At 39.8% G+C, this 19,913-nt stretch carries 17 protein-coding genes; 7 read left to right on the top strand and 10 right to left on the bottom strand.

The genetic code is table 11. The features are described from left to right. Positions 1 to 24 precede the first annotated feature (24 nt). The 6 genes from rimO to R2Q66_RS16545 all read right to left on the bottom strand — a co-directional run bounded on the left by rimO (position 25) and on the right by R2Q66_RS16545 (position 3,712). The gene (gene rimO / locus R2Q66_RS16570) at positions 25 to 1,359 is read right to left on the bottom strand and encodes a 30S ribosomal protein S12 methylthiotransferase RimO (RefSeq protein ID WP_316750994.1); all 1,335 of its coding nucleotides are present in this window, start codon (positions 1,357 to 1,359) and stop codon (positions 25 to 27) included. A gap of 41 nt (positions 1,360 to 1,400) precedes the next feature. Further along, entirely contained in the window at positions 1,401 to 2,363 is a 963-nt protein-coding gene (ftsY, locus tag R2Q66_RS16565) for a signal recognition particle-docking protein FtsY (RefSeq protein ID WP_316750992.1), read from the bottom strand. A 71-nt stretch (positions 2,364 to 2,434) separates the two neighbouring features. Continuing rightward, entirely contained in the window at positions 2,435 to 2,593 is a 159-nt protein-coding gene (locus R2Q66_RS16560; protein WP_082461406.1) for a DUF4295 domain-containing protein, read from the bottom strand. A gap of 38 nt (positions 2,594 to 2,631) precedes the next feature. Then, complete coding sequence (gene rpmG, locus R2Q66_RS16555) at positions 2,632 to 2,814, bottom strand: 50S ribosomal protein L33 (protein WP_008242799.1); 183 nt, start codon at positions 2,812 to 2,814, stop codon at positions 2,632 to 2,634. 40 nt (positions 2,815 to 2,854) lie between these two features. Continuing rightward, positions 2,855 to 3,088, bottom strand: coding sequence for a 50S ribosomal protein L28 (gene rpmB / locus R2Q66_RS16550; RefSeq protein ID WP_039866682.1), 234 nt, complete (start codon positions 3,086 to 3,088; stop codon positions 2,855 to 2,857). A gap of 186 nt (positions 3,089 to 3,274) precedes the next feature. Continuing rightward, positions 3,275 to 3,712: a hypothetical protein gene (locus R2Q66_RS16545; protein ID WP_316750985.1), complete on the bottom strand. Its 438-nt coding sequence runs from the start codon at positions 3,710 to 3,712 to the stop codon at positions 3,275 to 3,277. Between the two features lie 413 nt (positions 3,713 to 4,125). On the opposite strand from R2Q66_RS16545, the gene acs reads away from it, so the two are divergent. Continuing rightward, the gene (gene acs / locus R2Q66_RS16540; RefSeq protein WP_316750983.1) at positions 4,126 to 6,024 is read left to right on the top strand and encodes an acetate--CoA ligase; all 1,899 of its coding nucleotides are present in this window, start codon (positions 4,126 to 4,128) and stop codon (positions 6,022 to 6,024) included. Positions 6,025 to 6,127: 103 nt separating this feature from the next. On the opposite strand, the gene R2Q66_RS16535 is transcribed toward acs, so the two are convergent. Then, positions 6,128 to 6,814 carry a hypothetical protein gene (locus R2Q66_RS16535; protein ID WP_316750981.1) on the bottom strand — a complete coding sequence of 229 codons (687 nt, stop codon included), beginning with the start codon at positions 6,812 to 6,814 and terminating at the stop codon, positions 6,128 to 6,130. Positions 6,815 to 6,991: 177 nt separating this feature from the next. On the opposite strand from R2Q66_RS16535, the gene R2Q66_RS16530 reads away from it, so the two are divergent. Beyond that, the gene (locus R2Q66_RS16530) at positions 6,992 to 7,177 is read left to right on the top strand and encodes a CsbD family protein (protein ID WP_316750979.1); all 186 of its coding nucleotides are present in this window, start codon (positions 6,992 to 6,994) and stop codon (positions 7,175 to 7,177) included. A 122-nt stretch (positions 7,178 to 7,299) separates the two neighbouring features. Here R2Q66_RS16530 and R2Q66_RS16525 read toward each other — a convergent pair whose 3' ends face one another. Beyond that, positions 7,300 to 10,233, bottom strand: a complete 2,934-nt coding sequence (locus R2Q66_RS16525) for a M16 family metallopeptidase (RefSeq protein WP_316750976.1) — start codon at positions 10,231 to 10,233, stop codon at positions 7,300 to 7,302. 80 nt (positions 10,234 to 10,313) lie between these two features. On the opposite strand from R2Q66_RS16525, the gene surE reads away from it, so the two are divergent. The 5 genes from surE (at position 10,314) to R2Q66_RS16500 (ending at position 17,728) form a co-directional block, all read left to right on the top strand. Continuing rightward, the gene (gene surE / locus R2Q66_RS16520; protein ID WP_316750975.1) at positions 10,314 to 11,093 is read left to right on the top strand and encodes a 5'/3'-nucleotidase SurE; all 780 of its coding nucleotides are present in this window, start codon (positions 10,314 to 10,316) and stop codon (positions 11,091 to 11,093) included. Next, positions 11,086 to 11,352: a stationary phase survival protein SurE gene (locus R2Q66_RS16515; RefSeq protein ID WP_316750973.1), complete on the top strand. Its 267-nt coding sequence runs from the start codon at positions 11,086 to 11,088 to the stop codon at positions 11,350 to 11,352. Before surE ends, R2Q66_RS16515 begins: the two co-directional genes overlap by 8 nt. Then, positions 11,352 to 12,458, top strand: a complete 1,107-nt coding sequence (lpxB, locus tag R2Q66_RS16510) for a lipid-A-disaccharide synthase (RefSeq protein WP_316750971.1) — start codon at positions 11,352 to 11,354, stop codon at positions 12,456 to 12,458. The genes R2Q66_RS16515 and lpxB overlap by 1 nt, the downstream gene beginning before the upstream one ends. A gap of 504 nt (positions 12,459 to 12,962) precedes the next feature. After that, positions 12,963 to 16,160 carry a TonB-dependent receptor gene (locus R2Q66_RS16505; RefSeq protein WP_316750969.1) on the top strand — a complete coding sequence of 1,066 codons (3,198 nt, stop codon included), beginning with the start codon at positions 12,963 to 12,965 and terminating at the stop codon, positions 16,158 to 16,160. A 32-nt stretch (positions 16,161 to 16,192) separates the two neighbouring features. Continuing rightward, positions 16,193 to 17,728 (top strand): RagB/SusD family nutrient uptake outer membrane protein, encoded by a 1,536-nt coding sequence (locus R2Q66_RS16500; RefSeq protein ID WP_316750967.1) that lies wholly within the window; start codon positions 16,193 to 16,195, stop codon positions 17,726 to 17,728. Between the two features lie 65 nt (positions 17,729 to 17,793). Here the strand turns inward: R2Q66_RS16500 and R2Q66_RS16495 are convergent, their stop codons facing one another. Together R2Q66_RS16495 and R2Q66_RS16490 are read right to left on the bottom strand one after the other, a co-directional pair. Next, positions 17,794 to 18,438 carry a response regulator transcription factor gene (locus R2Q66_RS16495; RefSeq protein ID WP_316750965.1) on the bottom strand — a complete coding sequence of 215 codons (645 nt, stop codon included), beginning with the start codon at positions 18,436 to 18,438 and terminating at the stop codon, positions 17,794 to 17,796. Positions 18,439 to 18,497: 59 nt separating this feature from the next. Further along, positions 18,498 to 19,913 carry an amidohydrolase family protein gene (locus R2Q66_RS16490; RefSeq protein ID WP_316750963.1) on the bottom strand — a complete coding sequence of 472 codons (1,416 nt, stop codon included), beginning with the start codon at positions 19,911 to 19,913 and terminating at the stop codon, positions 18,498 to 18,500.

Here is a 19,913-nt window from a genome sequence, read left to right as displayed (position 1 = left end):
ACCAGAAGTCAATACATCACAAATTTATTTTACAATTTGTCCATATAGATCGAAATCCTCAGCTCTGTCAATCTTCACATTTACGAAGCTTCCATTGGCAGCATAACCTGTTGAAGCGTCAATTAAAACCTCATTATCAACCTCAGGAGAGTCAAATTCAGTTCTTCCGATGAAGAAATCACCTTCTTTTCTATCTACCAGTACTTTATAAGTATGACCGATTTTTTCCTGGTTAATCTCATAAGAGATCCCTTGTTGTAATTCCATGATGGCATCTACACGTTCCTGTTTTACTTCCGCAGGTACATCATCCACTAAATCATGGGCATGAGTTTTTTCTTCATGAGAGTAAGTGAAACAGCCTAATCTATCGAATTTAGTTTCTTCAACCCAGCTCATCATCTCTTCGAAATCAGCTTCTGTTTCACCAGGGTAACCACAAATTAAAGTAGTACGCATAGCGATATTAGGCACTTTATCTCTGATCTGATTAACGATATCAATGGTCTTTTGTTTCGTAATACCACGACGCATAGATTTCAACATGTTATCCGTGATGTGCTGTAAAGGCATATCCAGATATTTACAGATGTTATCACGTTCGTTCATTGCATCCAGAATTTCCATCGGGAAACCGGAAGGGTAAGCATATTGTAATCTGATCCATTCAATACCATTTACATCAGAAAGACGTCTTAACAATTCATCCAGGTTACGTTTTCCGTAAATGTCTAAACCGTAATAAGTCAGATCCTGTGCAATCAGAATTAATTCTTTAGTACCGTTAGCGGCCAGAATTTTTGCTTCATTTACCAACTCATTCATATCTCTGGAAACGTGTTTACCACGCATCAAAGGAATGGCACAGAAAGAGCAAGGGCGATTACAGCCTTCTGCAATTTTAAAATAAGCGTAATGAGAAGGAGTGGTCAATAACCTTTCCCCAATCAGTTCATGCTTATAATTTGCACCTAGTGAGTGTAAGATGTTAGTCAAATCGTTGGTACCAAAGAAAGCATCAACATTGGTGATTTCCGCTTCCAGTTCAGGCTTATATCTTTCCGATAGACAACCGGTCACAATTACTTTTGCAATTTTACCAGCGTCTTTAAGCTCACTGTACTGTAAGATCGTATCAATTGATTCTTGCTTGGCATTATCGATAAAACCGCAGGTATTGATGACTACAATATCATCTTTCCCCATTTTATCAGATTCATGGACCACATCCATGCTATTGCCACGCAGCTGACCCATCAAAACTTCTGAATCGTAAAGGTTTTTGGAACAACCCAAAGTAATTACATTGATTTTAGGTTTTTTAAGGGGGATGATTTTAGATGTGGGTTTTGTATTCATGATTTTTTATTTGGAGTAGAATTCTTCTGTTGAACTAAAAACTAGTTAAACAAGCTGTCTACAAATGCTTTTTTGTCAAATAATTGCAGGTCGTTTACGCTTTCGCCAACGCCTATATATTTTACCGGAATTTTAAACTGATCAGAGATTCCGATCACGACACCACCTTTAGCGGTACCATCCAGTTTGGTAATGGCCAATGCATTTACGTCGGTAGCCTCAGTAAACTGTTTACATTGTTCGAAGGCATTTTGCCCTGTCGAACCATCCAATACCAATAATATTTCATGTGGGGCAGAAGGGATTACCTTTTCCATCACATTTTTAATTTTACCCAATTCATTCATCAGGCCAATTTTGTTGTGTAAACGTCCGGCAGTATCAATGATCACTACATCTTCGCCATTGGCGACAGCAGATTGCAAAGTGTCGTAAGCAACAGAAGCAGGATCTGAACCCATTGCCTGTGCCACTACGCGTACACCAACACGTTCTCCCCATAATTTGATCTGTTCAACAGCTGCTGCTCTGAAAGTATCGGCGGCGCCTAAAACTACGCTTAGTCCTTCCGCTTTCAGTTTATGTGCCAGCTTACCAATGGTAGTCGTTTTACCAACACCATTTACACCAACCACCATAATTACATAAGGCTTATGTTGTCCATATTCAAACTTGCGGAAATCATTGCTGTTGTTTTCAGAAAGCATCAGTTGTATTTCATCACGCAACAGGCGATGCAATTCTGATGTTGATAAATACTTATCCTTAGCTACACGAGCTTGTATACGGTCAATAATTTTTAGTGTGGTGGTAACACCAACATCGGAAGTCACTAAAACCTCCTCAAGATTATCGAGCACATCATCATCAACTGTCGATTTACCAGCAACGGCCTTCGTGATTTTACTCAAAAAGCCCTCTTTAGTTTTCTCTAAACCCTTGTCCAGCGCTACCTGCGCCTCGGGAGCAGTTTCCTTTTTCTTGAAAAAATCAAATAAACCCATACAATGTCTAACTAAACAAAAAAAGCCCTCCCATTTAAAAGGGACGGCTTTAATATAATTAAATATTAAAATTATTTTTTGGATGCAATAGCATCTTGAACGTGATCGTTGTGAACAATAACTTCTTTGAAAGAATAAGCACCAGTTCTTGGTGATTTAGTCATTGTAATAACTTTCGAATATTCTTTACCTTTTCCCGTTTTAAGGGTTGCAACTACCTTTTTTGCCATGATCTAAATAGATTGTATTTAGTTAAATACTAAATGTATTACTTAATTTCTTTATGTACAGTTACCTTTTTCAAAACTGGATTGAATTTTTTCAATTCTAATCTCTCAGTAGTGTTTTTACGGTTTTTAGTAGAGATATATCTAGACATACCAGGCATGCCACTAGTTTTATGCTCCGTACACTCTAGAATAACTTGTACTCTGTTACCTTTTTTTGCCATTTTATTAATCTTAAGGTCGATTCACATCAACCAATGTTATTTACAAATATCCTTTTTTCATGAAGCGATTAATCGCCTCAGTAATACCAATTTTATTAATGGTTTTGATAGCTGAAGTAGAAACTTTCAGTGTTATCCAACGATCCTCATCAGGAATATAAAATTTCTGAAGTTGTAAGTTGGGATAAAACTTACGCTTAGTTTTAACGTTTGAGTGAGAAACATTAAAACCTGTCATTGCCATTTTTCCGGTTAAATCACAAACTCTAGACATGCCTTTAAATATAGTGTTAATTATGTTTTCTTAATTTTTTTAAGAGTGTGCAAATATCAATAAAATATTTGTAATCATCAAGTAGGTATCTAAAATATTTTGAATTTATTTACAGCGTGTTACGGACTGCTGCCCAGATCCCTACCGTGGATGCTCTCGGGGCGCAATATACAACATTTATACGGATTACAAGGCCACAGATTCTTCTAAATCACCCAATAGGTTTTCAAATTGTAAGACAAATCTCCGGAAATCGTTGATGTAATGTACCAGCTCCGGTTTTTTTTCCTTCTCCAGCTGCTGTAACCAAACGGATTTATTTTCTTCCATGTGGTATAAAGTAGGGGTAACACCATAGGCTTGCTGAACAATCTGGAGATCAGGATGCAATACTTCATGTAAAATCAGATTATTTATGCCTGGAATAGCAATCGCTTTCATCATCATTACTATTGTAAGCGGAATCCGTACCTCATAAATTTCTTTCAGCGCCTCCCTCATTTCCCGATGCTCCGCTTTGTGTGGATCAAGGTTCCACTTTAAAGATTCCGTCTGGTAATGCTGGTTGGCTAGTTCCGCCCTTCTTAATATAGAGGCAATCTGATCGTATAGTTGTTTACTCATCGCTGAAGAGATTGGTGATGATTTAAAGTTTGCTAAAGATTTGATGTATTACTGATATAGAATAGACACCTGAGTATCCGCTTTGGTTTAAAAATATTTTGTAACTAATCAATATATAGTATAGTAATCTGCTGGTTCGGGACAGAAAAAGAATCCAGGTAAATTCTCAGTAAACCAGTGATTTAGCTAGAACTTGCAATGATCTCCTATAGCAAGTCCGATAAATCGGGCAAAGCGTATGTAAAAAGCGCAAAGATTTCCCTTTTATACCTGATAAATGACAATAAAAACACTGATCTTCTGGTTTTTTCTTAAAATCCGGGGCTAAAACAACAGTAAAACCTCGGATTAAAATTTTGATAGGGACTGAATAAAGTTATATTTGAGTTTTAGTTGTTGACATAAACCAAATCATGCAAATTAATTCTATTGAAGAGTATCAAGAAACTTATAAGTTGAGCGTGGACCAACCTGAACAATTCTGGGCAGGTATCGCTGATAATTTCTTGTGGAGAAAGAAATGGGATAAAGTATTATCCTGGAACTTCTCAGAGCCAAACATCAAGTGGTTCGAAGGAGCTAAATTAAATATCACGGAAAACTGTCTGGATCGTCATCTGGCGGAGAATGGCGATAAGCCTGCCATCATCTGGGAGCCAAATGATCCTACAAAAGACAGCATTACCCTAAGTTATAAAATATTACATGAGCAGGTTTGCCGTTTCGCAAATGTGCTGAAGAAAAATGGCGTTAAAAAAGGCGACCGTGTATGTATTTACATGCCGATGGTTCCTGAACTTGCCGTTGCCGTATTGGCCTGTGCCCGTATTGGTGCCGTACACTCTGTGGTTTTTGGTGGATTTTCTGCCAAATCTATTGCCGATAGAATCAATGATGCCGAATGTAAAGTGGTGATCACTGCCGATGGTGCATTCAGAGGGAATAAACAGATTCAATTGAAAGAAGTAATTGATGATGCTTTGATCGGTTGCCCAACCGTAGAACGTGTGATCGTTTTAACGCATACCAGAACACCGGTTTCTATGCTGAAAGGCCGTGATATCTGGTGGGAAGATGAAATTAAATTAGTAGATACCAACTGTCCGGCAGAAGAAATGGACGCCGAAGACCTGTTGTTCATCTTATATACCTCCGGTTCTACCGGTAAGCCAAAAGGGGTAGTACATACCATTGGTGGCTATATGGTATATGCAGGATATACTTTCTCTAACGTATTTAACTATCAGAAAGACGAAGTATTCTTCTGTACCGCTGATATTGGCTGGATTACCGGTCACTCTTATATCGTATATGGCCCGCTTTCTCAGGGAGCAACCACCTTGATGTTCGAAGGTATCCCTACTTATCCTGATGCATCCAGAATGTGGCAGGTGGTAGAAAAACATAAAGTAAACATCTTATATACTGCACCAACGGCGATTCGCTCGCTAATGAGCTTTGGATTAGAGCCATTAAACGGTATCGATATGAGCTCACTTCGCGTATTAGGCTCCGTAGGAGAACCGATCAATGAAGAAGCATGGCACTGGTTTGATGAAAACATCGGAAAAGGAGAATGTCCAATCGTGGATACCTGGTGGCAAACAGAAACGGGTGGAATCATGATTTCGCCAATTGCCTTTGTAACGCCAACAAAACCTAGTTTCGCAACCTTGCCTTTACCGGGTATTCAGCCAATTCTGGTGGATGAAAAGGGTGTAGAGATTGAAGGTAATGGTGTAAACGGTAACCTTTGTATCAAATTCCCATGGCCGGGCATGCTGCGCACCACTTATGGCGATCATGAGCGTTGCAAGCAGACCTACTTCTCTACTTATGAAAACCTTTACTTTACTGGTGATGGTTGTTTAAGAGACGAAGACGGCTATTATAGAATCACCGGAAGGGTAGATGATGTGATCAATGTATCCGGTCACCGTATCGGTACTGCGGAAGTAGAAAATGCCATCAACATGCACGCAGGTGTAGTAGAAAGTGCTGTAGTAGGCTTCCCGCATGAGGTAAAAGGACAAGGTATTTATGCTTTCGTAATTTTCCCGAATATCCATAACGATGCCGACCTTACCCGCAAGGATATCCTGCAAACGGTAACCCGTGTAATCGGTGCTATTGCTAAACCAGATAAAATTCTTTTCGTAACCGGATTACCTAAAACACGTTCAGGAAAAATCATGAGACGTATTTTAAGGAAAATCGCAGAGGGTGACATCTCCAATCTTGGCGATATCAGCACATTGCTTGATCCAACGGTTGTAGAAGAGATCATCGAAAAGGCTAAAAATCAGAAATAGAACAGCGTTCTGAGAAATAAATAATTGCAAATACAAAAAGGCAGCCGGAGTAATTTACTCTGGCTGCCTTTTTTTTAGGGTAAAAATCTTTTCTTAGGGATGTTTACTGCGTAGAAGAAATGCCAAAAGACAAATCCTTGATCTCATTTACCTTATAATGTTTTTTATACCAATCGTTCAATTCTTCCGTCTTGAATTTTTCTTTACTATTCACACCTTTGATCAGTTTTTTTCCGGAGGTCGTACCATCCACACCATTTCTGGCCTGGAAGAGAATATAATCTACCACGATCTTATCCTGTGGTTTTGGTCCTTTGAAAGAAAGTATTTCACCGTCTTTACTAATGATGCAAGGAACTTCTGTAGAACCTTCCAATGCAGTCAGGAATCGGTTCGAAGCCGCATCTTTAACCAACAACAGTGAATTGCTGACCGGATGTTTTTTAACGAATTCAAGCCATGCTTTTTCATCTGCTCCAATGTATAAATCCGCGAAAACTACATCTGGATACTGAGCAAAACGAGCCTTCAGATCATCATAGTTTTTATCATGGGGAGGGCCGCCATTTGTATTTTCCCAGGTATATAAGTAAACAGTTTTTCCGGCATATAAATCCGAAAAGGAATGTACTTTTCCTTTGTTATCCATCACCTGAAAAGAGGATACATTCATGTCGGTGTGGTCATCGTATTTTTTAACGATGCTTTTACTTACTCCTTTGATGAACATCGTACAGGAAGACTGCGAAATACAGATCGTAAATAATAATAAATAGAGTAGCTTTTTCATTTGATTCAGGTTAGGTTCAGGTCTTGATTGTGGTTTCTTTTTGGTCAGCCCTTTTCGGGGAAGCTCCTTTAATAAGGATGATCAAAAAGGGTAAAAGGTTACAGAAAATCAAACAAAAAGTTTTTGGGGCTGTTCTTTAGGTATCTATTTATTGTTAATCATTTAAAAAAAGAGACTATGGATTCGTTAGAACTAAAAGGAAAATGGAATGAGATTAAAGGAAAAGTGAAACAAGCTTATGCCGATCTAACCGAAGATGATCTGAAATACGAAGAAGGTAAAGAAGATGAAATGTATGGTAAACTACAACAGAAAACCGGAAAAACCCGTGATGAACTAGTCACCTGGATAAAATCCCTGTAAATAGTTCAGCTGGCAATTCGCTGTCAGCAATATAAAAACTAAAAACGCCGGATCAATTCATGATCCGGCGTTTTTTTTTCATAGGAAGCTGGCTTTTAAGGTTAGTAACTCACTTAAAAAGATTAGTAACCGAAAATCTGCTCTAAGGTCAATTTGTTGAACTTACCAAATTTCTCCATATCCTCTAATTTCACCTTTTTATCAGAAGCAACGATACAGTAATTGTATGGCTTATTGGCCACGCGTGTATCATGGAAAGTTTTGATATCTGTAAAAGTCAAAGGTTTCAACTCATTGTATTCATCAATTCTACCATCATGGTCGATACCTAGTTTTTTATTCGCAAAATAGGCAGCAATGATCCCATCTTTAGTAATTCTGCTGGTTTCAATTGCATTCATGGCATTAGATTTTGAAGCTTCAAATGACTTCTCCGATTTCGGCAGATCATTTAACAGCTCATTCATTCCTGTCACCGCATCATTCATTTTATCTGCCTGACTACCCACATAGGCAACCATTGCATATTGTTTGTCTGCACGATCAGGAGAAGAGAAAATTGCGAAAGTAGAGTAAGCCAGTGCTTTAGACTCTCTGATGGTCTGGAACACAATAGAACCCATACCGCCACCAAAATAACTGTTAAAAAGCGTTACTTTTCCGGTAAGATCAGCCTCGTATTTGCCAGCATTTCTTACCCATCTAACCTCAGATTGAACCATATCATAGTCTGCAAAATAAACTTCACTTTTTGCATTTTCTGTGTAAACGAATTTCTTTGCCGCTGGGGTAGCTGTAAATTCTGCAGGCAGTTTATGTAGCTTACTGATGTTCGCACTGAAAGTACTTAAGTTCTCAGGACCGTAATAAGTGATCACATGCTTATAGTTTCTCAGGTTATGTAAAATCGACAATAAATCAGCCGAAGTCATATTGTTAACCTCTTGATTTGTTAAAGTGAAATTGGTTGGGTTAGTTGCACCATACTGAGCATAACTCATCAAACCACCTAAAATTGCCGCTTTGTTTAATTTATTGTTGTCTCTTGATTTAAGGATTCTGCTTTTCAATTCCGTTAAAGCCTGCTCATTTGCTTTGCAATTCGTTAAAATATGCTCTACTAAGCTCACAGCTTTATCAAAATTCTCCTGTAAGCCACTGATGTTAATGGTAGCAACTTCATTGCTCACATTAAAAGTGTAATTACAAGCAATGTTATAGAACTCCTTACTGATTTGTTCAGCGGTATATTTATCTGTAGCTAAGAATGCAAGATATTGAGCTGCGTAAGGCATCAATTGATTGTTATACGCACCCATATCAAAGCGGTAAGACATACGGAAAATACTGTTTTCTTTATTCTCTACCGTGATCACCTCAGCGATACCATCTTTACCGAAATTAAGATCTTTCTGGAAATCTAAGAACTTAGGTGCAATTGGCGCAGATGGCTTTGCCAATAAGTTTTTAGCGAATGGAGACGTTTCTGTAGCATTGGTTTCTACCGGAGTAATGGTTGGTTTCTCCACTTTCGCAATACTTTTATCTTCTCCTTTATGCTTGTAGGTTACCACATAATTGTCTTTGAAAAACTGATTAGCGAAGTCAATTACTTGTTTTTTAGTGATTTTTGCCATCGCATCCTGTCCGTTCAAGGACTTATCCCATTTCGTAGCACGGTTCAGGATAAACTCATTGGTAACGGCTTCCACACGGAAAGCATTGTCATCAAATGACTGTAATAAACTCAGTTTTTGATTGGCAACAGTCGCTTTAATCAAGCTTTCATCAAAATCTCCTTTTTTAAGGATATTCAGCTGATCCAACAACAATTGTTGCGCCTGGGCTAAAGTCTGTCCTTGTTTAGGCTGTGCCACCAAGAAGAAAATGCCGTAATCTTTCATCTGCTGATAACCTGCGGATGCACGAAGTACTTTTTGTTGTTTATTTAAGTTGATGTCTAGTAAACCAGCTTTGCCATTGGAAAGAATACTCGAAATCAGGTCAAGCATTAAACTTTGTGGCGTATTCTCAGCGAAACCTCTGTAAGACAATCGTACGCTTTCTGCACTTGGACCATAGATATCCAGTTTCTGAACTTTCGTTAATGGTTTTTCCGGGGCCGGGTTGTATAACTCAACTGGTTTTGCCTGCATAAAAGAGAAAGCCTGATCAACTTTTTTGATCATTTCATCCGGATTGAAATCTCCGGCCATGGCGATCGCCATATTATTTGGCACATAGTATTTGTTATAATACTTTCTGATTTCGACTAAAGAAGGGTTTTTTAAATGCTCTACCGTACCAATCGTAGTCTGCTGACCATAATTATGGGTAGGGAATAACAACTCAGCTGTCTTCTCATTAATTTTCCAGGAATCATCATCTAAGCCTCTGTTTTTCTCCTCATAAACAGCTTCCAGTTCCGTATGGAAAATACGGAAAATCGGGTTACGGAAACGTTCTGCCTGTAAAGCCAGGAATTTATCTGTTGCATTGGAAGGGAAATCTTCATTGTAAACCGTTTCCTCATACCAGGTATGCGCATTGGTAGATTGTCCGCCAATAGATTTCATCATCTTATCGTATTCATTTGCGATAGAAAAATGAGAAGCTTCACCGGAAGTTTTATCAATCTGCGCATAGATTTCTTTACGTTTTGCCGGATCAGTGGTCTTATTGTATTGCTCATAAAGCGCATCAATCTTATCCAGTAAAGGTTTCTCTTTGGCGAAGTCAAGCGTACCAAATTTGTCAGTTCCTTTAAATAACAAATGCTCCAGGTAATGCGCCAGTCCGGTTGCAGAGCGTGGATCTGTATTACTTCCCGCTCTTACACTCATGCGGAATTCAATAGTTGGTTCTTTTGTATTTGGCGATAAAATTACGGTCAGCCCATTTTTTAAGGTGTAGAACCGTGATTTTGTCGGGTCGTTGGTCACATACTTATACGTATATCCACCCGAACTTGCCGTTTTCCATTGAAAACCGGACTGAGCCATTAAACTCGTTCCTGCAATCAAAAAACAGGCGAGTAGCATTAGTTTGTTCTTCATGTTTAATAAGTTATAACTCAAATATAGTCGGAAAGTAGATTATTCCTCAACATTCTATCTAAATCTCGTATTTTTGTATTATGAAGAAGCAAGATTCAAAACCTAATATATTAGTGGTAAATGATGATGGAATCACTGCACCAGGAATTAAAAACCTGATTGAAGTGATGAAAGAATTGGGGAATGTAGTGGTCGTTGCACCAGACGGACCACAATCTGGAATGGGACATGCCATTACTATCGGAAAACCATTACGTTTTGACCGCGTTGATCTTTATGAAGGCGTAGAAATGTACAAATGTTCGGGAACGCCTGTAGATTGCGTAAAACTGGCGGTAAATAAGATCTTTAAAGGTCAGAAACCAGATTTATGTGTATCAGGAATCAACCACGGTTTAAACAACTCTATCAATGTGATTTATTCAGGAACGATGTCTGCTGCGGTAGAAGGAGCGATTGAAGGAATTCCATCTATCGGATTTTCACTGGATGATTTTTCGGAAGGTGCCGATTTCAGTCACTGCAAGAAATTTATTAAAGTCATCTCTGAAGAAGTTTTGAAAAACGGTCTGCCACAAGCAACCTTACTCAATGTAAACTTCCCAAAAGGAGCTGATTTAAAAGGAATAAAAATATGCCGTCAGGCAAATGCCAAATGGGCAGAAGATTTCGATGAACGTAAAGATCCTTACCAACGTCCATATTACTGGTTAACGGGAGTTTTCCAGAACAACGATAAAGGCGAAGATACAGACGTATGGGCATTAGAACACGGTTTCGTATCTGTTGTCCCGGTACAATTCGATTTAACGGCACACCATGCCATCCCTATATTGAACAGCTGGACATTTGATGTTTAAACGGGTTAAAGATTCGGTATTTATAGGACTGGGAGTCGGCATACTGGCTCCCGGTATCCTGATTAGCATCTCCTGGTACCTGATGCACCGTTTTGCTTTTTTGGCTAAGGCCGATTTATTGCTGATCGCCTCCATTGCCGTTAACGCTTTATTACTCCAATACTTCTTTAAAATAAACAAGGAAAATACCGGTAGGGGTATCATCAGTGCCACTTTCCTATGGGCTTTCCTCTTCTTTTTTTATAAAATCAACCAATAATGAGATATTATTTAGTAGCTGGAGAAGCCTCCGGAGATTTACATGGCGCCAACTTAATGAAAGCGTTAAAAGAAGAAGATCCAGCTGCGGAGTTTCGCTATTATGGGGGTGATAAAATGAAATCCGAAGGTGGGGAGTTGAAAAAGCACTACTCAGAAATGGCCTTTATGGGCTTTACCGAGGTGTTGATGAACCTGAGGACCATTTTCAGGAACATGAAAGCCTGTAAAGCAGATGTACTGGCTTACCATCCGGATGTATTGATCCTGATCGATTTTCCGGGCTTCAACCTTAAAATCGCAGAATTTGCCAAAGCAAACGGGATTAAAGTCGCTTACTATATCTCGCCTAAAGTATGGGCATGGAATCAAAAGAGAGTATTAAAGATCAAAAAGATCGTTGACAAGCTGTTTTGTATCCTGCCATTTGAAGTAGAATTCTACAAAGGCTGGGGTATGGAAGTAGATTATGTAGGGAACCCATTACTGGATGAAATTGCACAGTTTACACCAGATCCGGACTTTAAAACTAAATACAAGCTCGATAAAGACATCATTGCCTTGTTACCAGGCAGCAGGAAACAGGAAATTGAACGCTTATTGCCAGACATGTTGAGTGTTACCGCTGCTTTCCCTGATCAGCAGTTTGTAGTAGCTGCCGCACCTAGTTTTGAGGCCGCCTATTACGAGCAATTTATCAGTACGGCAAATGTAACCCTGGTGTTCGGACAAACCTACCAATTGCTCCATGTGGCCAAAGCAGCCATTGTCGCTTCCGGGACTGCAACCCTGGAAACGGCTTTATTCCATGTGCCACAAGTAGTGGTGTATCGTGGCGGTAAAATATCTGTCGCCATTGCCCGTATGTTGGTCAATATCCGCTTTATCTCGCTGGTAAACCTGATTATGGACCGTAAAGTGGTTACCGAACTCATTCAGGAAGACTGTAACACCCAGCAAATCACGGCCAGGGTAAAAGACTTGCTTCAAGGGGAAGTCAGGACCACGATGTTGGCCGATTACGCAGAATTGTCCGGAAAGATGGGAACAGCCGGTGCTTCCGAACGAACCGCAAAACTCATTATTTCCTATCTAAAAGGGCGTTAAACACCCCAAGAACCTGATTTACATTTAGTTTCACAAATTATTTGATATTTAGGAATTATTCTCTATCATTGATTTAGTAAAACGTATTAGTAACTGCTAATGCATTTTGATAAAACGATCATTAACCAAAATATAACCAGATATGAATGATTCTACTTTTATTATATACACCTCGCTATTTTTTAAAACGTATTAGCACATCTAATTAGCGGAAATACTATTCCATATTCGATTTAACCGATTCCCTTAGAAATAGGGAACCTGATTTTAGCATCGGGAAGGAATTGCTATGTCCGCTTTAAAAATTAATAAAACGAATTACCAGAACCAAATAGATAACCGATGTTTCACCTAAACGGATCACTATGAGTAAATAAGCTAACCAGACCGAAAAGCTAAATCGTTAAAACGGCTTAGATCAGCTCCTCTATAACATGCTCCGACAAGCAGTTTGCATCCGGGGAATGCAAAACAACCAATAAACTAACCTAAATATAAATTCTAATGAACATTAAAAACTTAGTTTTTGCAGGGCTTCCTTTGCTCTGTTTAACGGGACTGCAGGCAAATGCAACCTCATCTGAGCTGATGAGAAAGGCCGCGAAATCCCACTCTACTTTTTTGTTTCCCAATAACAATGCGCTGAAAATATTGATTACTGGAACAGTAGTAGATGAAAATTCTCAACCAGTACCCGGTGTAGGCGTTAAATCACTAAAAAACAACAAAGCAACGGTAACGGATGCTGCGGGTAGATTCAGTATTGAAGTAGAAAACCCAACAGATCAGCTGACCTTCAGTTATATCGGCTATGATTCGCAAACGCGCGAAGCAGGATCGGGTGCAACACCGCTGAAAATTAAACTGAAACCAGCATCAGGCGTAGACCTGGATGATGTGGTCGTAGTAGGTTACGGAACACGAAAAAAATCTGACTTAACAGGGGCAGTAGGTTCTGTAAAAGAAGAACAATTGAAAGAACGCCCGGCAGCTTCTTTAAACCAGGCTTTAGCCGGACGTATTCCGGGGGTACAGGTGAACTCCAATTCTGGTCGCCCGGGTGGACAAACGAATATCCGTATCCGTGGCTTCAGTTCCATCAAAACCACCAACAACCCTTTATATGTAGTGGATGGTGTAATCCTTCCGGTAGGTTCACAAACACAAAGCAGTAATGCAATCGACTTCCTGAATCCTGGCGATATTGCCTCTGTTGAAGTATTGAAAGATGCGTCATCAGTAGCGATTTATGGGGCAAGAGGTGCCAACGGAGTTATCCTGATCACCACTAAAAAAGGAACTGTTGGTAACAGAATCACTTATGATGTAGATTTTAGTGTGCCTACCATCGGACCAAAACGCGTCAAAATGCTGAATGCTCAGGAATTTGTAGATGTAGAAAACTTAGCCTACGACAATGCGAAGATCTATGATCCTGTAGGATGGGCAGCGAATAATTATACAGACCCAAGGATCAAAAGAAAATCATTGCCTTTGCTTTTTGATGCTAATGGAAAGCCATTGTATGATACGGATTGGTTAGAAGAAGCGACGCAAAATAAGCTGTCTCAAAATCACCAGTTAGGATTTACAGGCGGTAATGCAGAAACTACTTACGGATTCTTCCTGAGCTATAGAGACGATAACGGACTCTTGAAAAACTCTTACCTGAAACGTTATTCGGGAAGGTTTACGATGGATAGTCAAATGAAAACATGGTTGAAAGTAGGCGGTAGTTTAAGCTATACCAATCAAACAGAAAATCTGGTAGATATCGGTACAGGCGGACTAAACTCGGTAAGGATGATCACGGAAAGTTTCCCTTTCCTACCTGTTAAATATCCTGATGGTACCTGGGCAGACAATGTCAACTATCCAGGCGCAGAAGGAGGTTCTAACCCGGTGCATATCCTAACAGACCGTAAATATTTATTACAGACACAAAGTGTTTTAGGAAATACCTATGCGAATATCAACCTTGCTGAAGGATTAGAATTCCGTTCGGTATTAGGCGCAAATGTTGTGACCCGTGGTCGTTCTGAATTTAATGGACGTAGTCTTTACGGAATCGCTTTTGATCAGAAAGGTACTGCTGCTTTAGACAACAACAGAGAAACTTATTGGTCATTTGAAAATTACCTGACTTACAATAAACGTTTTTCTAAAGATCATGCAATCACTGCATTATTAGGTTTGTCATGGCAGGAAACAAATATCTTTGGCTTTGGTGCCAGTGGCGAAAACTTCTCTACCGATTATTTACAATACAATAACCTTGGTGCAGCAAGTAAGCCTCTTCCTGGTTCTTCAAGAGCAGAACGTTTTGGTTTTAACTCTTACTTCGGACGTTTAAATTATAGCTTCAAAGATAAGTACCTGTTCACGGCAACTGGTCGTGCGGATGGTTCTTCTAAATTCGGAGCAAACAACAAATATGCTTTCTTCCCATCTGCTGCGGTAGCCTGGAAAGTCTCAGAAGAGAATTTTATTAAAGAAAGTAACGTGATCTCGAACCTGAAATTACGTGCTAGTTATGGGGTAACCGGTAACTCTGAAATCCCTAGTTATTTATCATTAGGAGTTCTGGGTACAGGATATGCGGCTATCATTGACGATACCAGAGTTGGTGGTGTAGGTACAAACCGTCTTGCCAATCCAGACTTGAAATGGGAAAAAGTAGGGCAATCTGATATTGGTGTAGAATTAGGCTTATTCAAAAACAGAATTAACCTGGAAGCGGATGTGTATTACCGTAAAACCACAGATATGCTATTGGATGCACCGGTTCCATTAACCAGTGGATACGCTTCTATTACCAGAAATATTGGTAGCATGGAAAATAAAGGATTAGAGTTGGCCATCAATACGGTGAATATTACCAATGATAATTTCACCTGGAATACCAGCTTTAACGTTTCCTTTAACAGAAATAAAGTGCTTTCACTGGCTACACCAGCAGATATTTTCGGTGTAGGAAATCCTGGATTTACCAATGAAACAGGAATTATCCGTGTGGGTGAAGCAGTAGGTTCTTTCTGGGGATTAACACGCCTTGGTACCTGGAGCGAAAGCGAACGCGCAGAAGCTGCAAAATATAATTACAGAGCAGGTAAGCCAGTGCTTCCGGGAGATATTAAGTACCTGGATGTGAATGGTGATTACCAGATCAATGATGATGACCGTGGTATTATCGGTAATGGTAGTCCTAAAGCATGGGGTGCTTTCTCTAATACTTTTAAGTATAAAAACTTAGACTTAACCATTGAACTTCAATATTCTGCTGGTAATGATGTGTTGGATATGACCAAACACTCTGCCGAAGATCGCGTTGGAATTGCCAATAGCTATGCGACTGTTTTAAACGCATGGACTCCTCAAAACCAAAACACGCCTATCGCAGCAATTCGTGATACCAGAGCTGGTTATGTAACCAATGTGGATAGTCACTGGGTAGAAGATGGTTCGTTTATCCGCGGTAGAAACCTTTTACTGGGTTATACATTCAACGAAAACATCACCAAGAAATTGAAAATAAGCAGAATGAGGGTTTATGGTAGTGTGCAAAACTTCTTCCTGGCCACTAAATTCTCTGGAAATGATCCTGAAGTAACTACGTATTCCAATGCTTTTGCACAGGGACAAACGTTCTTCGATTATCCTAAGCCAACTACGTTTATGGTGGGCTTAAATGTGAGTTTATAGTTCTAAAAATTGACCATACTAATTAAGATATCATGAAATTAAATATAAAATCCTCAAGCAAAATCCTCCTGATTGCAATGGTGGTATTTGGAACCGGATGTAAGAAATTCCTCGAAGAAAAAGATCCCTCCAACCTGGAACCGGAAACCTATTATACCATTCCTGAGCATGCTGAAGCTTCTATTGCTGCAGGTTATGCACAGACCCGTTTCATCGGAAATGGGGCAGGTATATTTGCGGCCAATTTCTCTATGTTGGAGCTGGTAACCGGAACTGCAAAGACGGAAACCGGACAAAATTCGGACCTGAATAACCTTGCTGGTTTATCTTTCACCGGAGAAAATCTATTGATTAGAAACTGGTGGGCAGGTTTGTATAATGTGATTGCGCAGACCAACCTAACTATACAAAAGGTGCCTGCAATTGCGGTAATGGATGAAACCAGAAGAAAACAAGTGCTGGGCGAAGCTAGATTTTTACGTGCATGGGCCTATTTCTACCTGGTAAGATTATACGGTGATGTACCCGTGATTCTGATCCCTCAGGACATTAAATCACCAGATTTTTACCCGACAAGAACAGGAACGGAAGCCGTTTACGGTCAAATTGTAGAAGATTTAACTATTGCCGAAGCAGCAGGATTGCCATGGCAAACCGCAAGTGGAACAGCCAGTAAAGGTGCTGTGAAAGCTTTATTGTCTAAAGTATATTTAACAATGGCTGGTTTTCCTTTAAACAAAGGACAAGCTTATTACAAACTTGCTGCGGATAAATCGCTGGAAGTGATCAAAGACGGTGGCTTCGGTTTATTTGATACTTATGCAGAATTGCATAGCCTGGTTACAGAGAACAGAAAAGAACATATGTTCGAAATTCAGTACCTGGCTTCTGTGGCTACGAATCCAATGCAACAGCTGTTACTACCTAACTTTAAAGACGTTTCTGCCTATAGTGATGAGGTGGGAAGTACGGTGCCAACGGCTAATTTCTACAACTCATATGAGCCGGGCGATTTAAGAACAAAGGATAGGGTAGGATTTTTCTATACCTCTTACTATAAAGAAGGATATAAGGAATTGGTGCAATTAAATGCCCCATATATCTTTAAACACTTTGATGTGATTGCTAACGGAACATTGGGTGTTAAAGGTACTGCTCAAAGCAGTATCAACTGGCCACAAATCCGCTATGCAGAAGTTTTATTAACTTATGCAGAAGCACAAAACCGTGCAGATGGTTCGCCAAATCAGGACGCTTTAGATGCGGTAAATGCCATCAGAAAGCGTGCTCTGTTAACACCAATTGCTGCTTTAGGTCAGACACAGTTTGAAGAAGCAGTATTGCGCGAACGCTGGCATGAGCTGTGCTATGAAGGAATTACCTGGTTTGATATGGTGCGCTTAAGAAAAGTGTACAATGAATCAACCAATGGTTTTGACAATTTCGTGGGACATGCTTTTGCAGCAACACCGAATGTGATCCTGAAAGAGAAACATTTATTGTTCCCTTTACCATCAGTAGATTACAAAAATAATCCTAACCTGAGACCTCAGAATCCAGGTTATTAATTGATTGAACCAATGAAAAACAGGGTGCCTTTAGAAAGGTACCCTGTTTTTTTATGCCTGTTTTTTTAATTCAGGATCAGTTTATTCTTAATGGCAAAATCATATAATGCAAGGGTAGAATCCCCGATTTCAAGCTTCCTGATGATGTTTTTCCGATGGGTATGAATCGTGAATTCGGAAAGATACAGTCGCCCGGCAATTTCTTTTGTTTTCATATTCTGACACACCAGCCGTATAATTTCCACTTCTCTTTTTGTGAGCTTATGCTTTTTCAGGAAATCATCAAAAAAGGAATAGGAGGGGCCTTCGTTTGATTGCTCTTCCAGAATGGGGAAGGAGCGTTTCCCTTTAAAGACCTTTAAAATTACTTCAGTAAGCTGTGTTAATTTTCCGGATTTGATCACATAACCAGCGGCACCTTTTAAACGGCAATCCTTGATGAGTTCCTGCGTATCGTAATTGGTCATGATGATGACCCTGGCATTTACCGACATTTTTTTCAGTTCTTCCAGCGTTTTGAGTCCGTCGAGACCAGGCATATTTAAGTCCAGCAAAATCACATCTGCCTCCCGGAGTCTTGGAGAATTTAAGAGGTTTAGCCCATTATTTACCGTGTCAATGATGGTAAACTGAGCGTCTTTTTGAAGGTAGGCTTGTATACCTTCCAGAATTGCAGGATGGTCATCTGCCAGAATGAGAGAGATCTTCATTAGGGTTGAATTGTCTTATTCAACCCTAAATTAGAAAATGTAAAGCGATTTTATGGTGTCTAATCGTTTTTCTTTTTAACTTCTTCCAGCATGTTGTTCAATGTGTTACGGTCTAATACCGTTCCTTTTGCCACAACTGCATAGATTTTTTGAGTAGCGCTAATGTTTTGCAAAGGGTTTTCATCCAGTAGCAGTAGATCTGCTTTTTTGCCTTTACTCAGACTTCCATAAGCAGTTTTATGTAAGAAAGCAGGTGAGTTGATCACGGAAGCCTGTAAGGCCTGCAATGGGGTTAAGCCATATTTCACCATCAATTCCAATTCTTTATGTAGACCGATGCCTGGGTAAGTGTAAGAGTTGAGGTAACCGGCATCTGTTCCAGCCATAATTTTTACCCCTGCTTTTTGTAACAATGGAAGTGTTTTTGCTGTTTTTTCAAATAGCTGATGTCTGAATTCAATAGCCGCCGCATCGTCCTGTTCTACTCTTTTTACACGACCCACATAAGTTTGTTGTAATCCTTTACCAATGTATTTCAGGTAATCGTCATTCTTATGGTTGTCTTTTTCAAAGTAAGTCAGGATGTAACTCAGTGATAGGGTAGGCGTAAGATACATGCCATGTTTCGCCATATTTCTATAAGTAGCTAAGGCTGCGGTTTCATCAAAAGTATCCATCACTTTCTGGTTGAAAGCTTTCCCTTTCAATTTCCCTTCGGCAACTTCTCTGGAGATTTCCTGCTCTACTTTAGAGCCTGCTTTTAGGGCATAACCCAGGTGTTCAACCGAGCTTAAACCAGCTGCGGCAATCTGCTCCATGGTAATGGAATTTGGAATGTGTGCAGAAACCTGATATCCTGCTTTACGTGCCAGGGTAATGCTTTCTAAAAATAACGGCGGACTCAAGGTATTGTCTGTAATCTTCACAAAATCCACTTTCATGTTTTTCAAAGAATCCAAAGCAGCCAGGATTTCTGCGGTATTTCCCACTTCGATGTCGCCAATCCAGCTCGAATTATAGCCTTCCAGTTTCGGACCGGAGGTTAGAATAGTTGGGCCTTGTAGCTTTCCTGCGGCAATTTCTTCGCGCCATTGCAATACACTCGGACTAATATCTGCCGCTGCATCGCGAATGGTGGTGATCCCATAAGCAAGGTACAAAGGCAATAGGTTCTTGTTTTCTTCGATCAGTTCCTTGCCACCGCCAAAGTGCATGTGGTTGTCCCAAAGACCCGGCATGACAAATTTCCCTGTAGCATCCAGCGTCTGAGCGGCAGTATATTTAGAAAGCTGACTTTCCGGAAATACAGCCGTAATCATTCCATCTTTGATGGCAATGCCTTGTTTTGGGATCAGTTTCCCTGTTTTGATGTCGATAATCGTGGCGGATTTAATTAATAAATCTGCCGTTATTTTTTGTGCAAAGCTAAACTGGCTGAACAATACGCCCAGTAGCATTAATTGTAGTTTTCTCAT

It is taken from the genome of Pedobacter gandavensis, from assembly GCF_032677645.1.
Classification (GTDB): domain Bacteria; phylum Bacteroidota; class Bacteroidia; order Sphingobacteriales; family Sphingobacteriaceae; genus Pedobacter; species Pedobacter gandavensis_A.
Note: the sequence above shows the minus strand (reverse complement) of the source record. Positions and strands in the feature narration are given on the sequence as shown.